2 protein-coding genes are annotated in these 2,707 nt (G+C 68.7%); one reads left to right on the forward strand and one right to left on the reverse strand.

Annotation, left to right across the window (positions count from 1 at the left end):
• Positions 1 to 74: 74 nt before the first annotated feature.
• Positions 75 to 878: a crotonase/enoyl-CoA hydratase family protein gene (locus ABTZ89_RS37770; protein WP_270951244.1), complete on the reverse strand. Its 804-nt coding sequence runs from the start codon at positions 876 to 878 to the stop codon at positions 75 to 77.
• A gap of 144 nt (positions 879 to 1,022) precedes the next feature.
• On the opposite strand from ABTZ89_RS37770, the gene ABTZ89_RS37775 reads away from it, so the two are divergent.
• A complete protein-coding gene (locus tag ABTZ89_RS37775; RefSeq protein ID WP_351054090.1) occupies positions 1,023 to 2,648 on the forward strand; it encodes an acyl-CoA synthetase in 1,626 nt (541 codons plus the stop codon).
• Positions 2,649 to 2,707: the final 59 nt, after the last annotated feature.

Genomic DNA, 2,707 nt, shown 5'->3' on the forward strand with positions numbered 1-2,707 from the left:
GTGCCGGACACGCCGGTGGACCGCAGTTTCAATTGAAACTGCGGTCCACGATCGGGTGCCGTTCGGCGGGGAGGTCAGCGGGCGCGGAAGTGGGGGGTTCGCTTCTCGGCGAAGGCTCGGGGGCCTTCCTTGGCGTCTTCGCTGGTGAAGACCTCCACGCCCAGGCGGGCGTCCACTTCGAACGCCTCGTTCTCCGGCATGCCTTCGGTTTCGCGGATCGTGCGGAGGATCGCCCGGACCGCGAGGGGGCCGTTGGCGGCGATCAGGTCGGCCAGTTCCAGGGCTTTGGCGAGGGCTTGGCCGTCCGGGACCACGTGCCCGATCAGCCCGATCTCCTTGGCCTCGGCGGCGCGGACGTGCCTGCCGGTGAGGAGGATGTCCGCGGCCACGGTGTAGGGGATCTGGCGGGGCAGGCGGACCGCTGAGCCGCCCAGGGGGAACAGCCCCCAGCGGGCTTCTGAGACGCCGAAGCGGGCGCTTTCGCCGGCCACCCGGATGTCGGTCGCTTGCAGGATCTCCGTGCCGCCCGCGATCGCCGGGCCTTCCACCGCGGCGATCAGCGGTTTGGTCAGGCGGCGGCCCTTGAGCAGCGGTTCGATGACGGACATGTCCATGCCCCGGGTGGTGTCGCCGGGGTGGGACTGCGTCATCGCCTTGAGGTCCGCGCCCGCGCAGAACGCGCCGCCCGCGCCGGTGAGGATGCAGGCGCGGATCTCGTCGTTGCGGTCCACTTCGTCCCAGGCCTCCCGCATGATCTGCATCATCGGGCCGGACAGCGCGTTGCGGGCTTCGGGGCGGTTCATCGTCACCACGAGCACCGGGCCGCGGCGCTCGAGCAGGCAGTGGGGTTGTTCGACGACCTCGGTGCTCGACGTCATGGGGGAACCTTCCACTTGGCGGATTTCCTTGTGTCAAGGGGAAACCGGATCTGGATCGTCCAAGGAGCCCGATACTGCCGGTGAAATCCGGTTGGGCCCAACGGGTTCTTGCCCCGGACGATAACACGTTCTACTTTCTTCAGGGTGGCGTACAACATCGCAGATCTTTTCGAGCACGCCGTCGATCTGGTGCCAGATCGCGTCGCCGTGATCTGCGGCGAGCGACGGTTCACCTTCGCGCAGCTGGACGAGCGGGCCAACCAGCTGGCGCACCACTACACCGCTCGTGGACTCGGGCGCGGCTCGCACATCGGGATCTACTCGCGCAACGGGATCGAGGCGCTGGAGGCCATGCTGGCCGCCTACAAGATCCGCGCCGTACCGATCAACATCAACTACCGCTACGTGCCGGCGGAACTCCGCTACATCTTCGACAACGCCGACCTGGCGGCGCTGGTGCACGAACGCCGCTACAGCGACAACGTCGCGCAGATCCGCCCGGAATTCCCGGGCCTGCGCGAAGTCCTCGTCATCGAGGACGGAACGGACCTCGAGCACGACGGGACCGAGTACGAATCCGCGCTGTCCGGGCAGTCCGGTGAACGGGACTTCCCGGAGCGCAGCGCGGACGACCTGTACCTGCTCTACACCGGCGGTACCACCGGCATGCCGAAGGGCGTCATGTGGCGCCACGAGGACGTCTGGCGGGTGCTCGGCGGCGGCATCGACTTCATGACCGGTGAGGCGATGCAGGACGAGTGGCAGCAGGCGCGCGCAGGCGCCGACAGCGGCGGTCTCGTCCGACTGCCGGCCGCGCCGTTCATCCACGGCGCCGCGCAGTGGGCGAGCTTCGGCAACCTCTTCGCGTGCAGCGCGGTGGTGTTCGTGCCGCAGTTCGACGCGCACGAGGTGTGGCGGACCATCGAACGCGAGAAGGTCCACGTGCTGGCGATCGTCGGCGACGCGATGGCCCGGCCGCTGATCGAGGCCTACCGCGACGGCGACTACGACGCCTCCTCGCTGCTGGCGATCTCCAGCAGTGCGGCGCTGTTCTCGCCGTCGGTGCAGCGGCAGTACCTCGACGAGCTGCCGAACGTGGTCATCACCGACTCGATCGGATCCTCCGAGACCGGGTTCAGCGGCATCGGCGTGGTGTCCCGCGACACCGAGCAGTCCGGTGGCCCGCGGGTCACCGCCGACGCCTCCACGAGGGTCATCCGCGACGACGGGACCTTCGCCGAGGTCGGCGAGGTCGGGTGGCTGGCGCGCAGCGGGCACGTGCCGCTGGGCTACTACAAGGACGAGGTCAAGTCGCGGAAGGTGTTCGTCGAGATCGACGGCACCCGCTACGTGGTCCCCGGCGACTACGCCCGGATCGAGGACGACGGCACGGTGACGATGCTGGGCCGCGGCTCGGTGTCGATCAACACCGGCGGGGAGAAGGTCTTCCCGGAAGAGGTGGAGGCCGCGCTGAAGTCGCATCCGGACGTCTTCGACGTGCTGGTCGTCGGCGTGCCGGACGAGCGGCTGGGCCAGCGCGTCGCGGCGGTCGTGCAGCCGAGACCGGGAGCAGTGGCCCGGCTGGCCGACATCGACGCGCACGCGCGGGAGCGGATCGCCGGGTACAAGGTGCCGCGCAGCTTGTGGCTGGTCGACGAGATCACCCGCTCACCCAGCGGAAAACCCGACTACACCTGGGCGAAGAAGCACACCGAGGCGCACCCGCCGACGGAGGTGCGAGAGCCCGCGAACCGCACGGCTCCGGGCTGAGCCGCGCCGGACATCCCGCAAATTCCATTGAAATCGGACCTTCGATTTCAATGGAATTT

The sequence above is a fragment of the Saccharopolyspora sp. NPDC002686 genome (assembly GCF_040295745.1).
GTDB lineage: Bacteria > Actinomycetota > Actinomycetes > Mycobacteriales > Pseudonocardiaceae > Saccharopolyspora > Saccharopolyspora oryzae.

Coding starts and splice junctions, on each gene's coding strand:
- ABTZ89_RS37770 (WP_270951244.1), bottom strand. CDS start 878: ATGACGTCGAGCACCGAGGTCGTCGAACAACCCCACTGCCTGCTCGAG.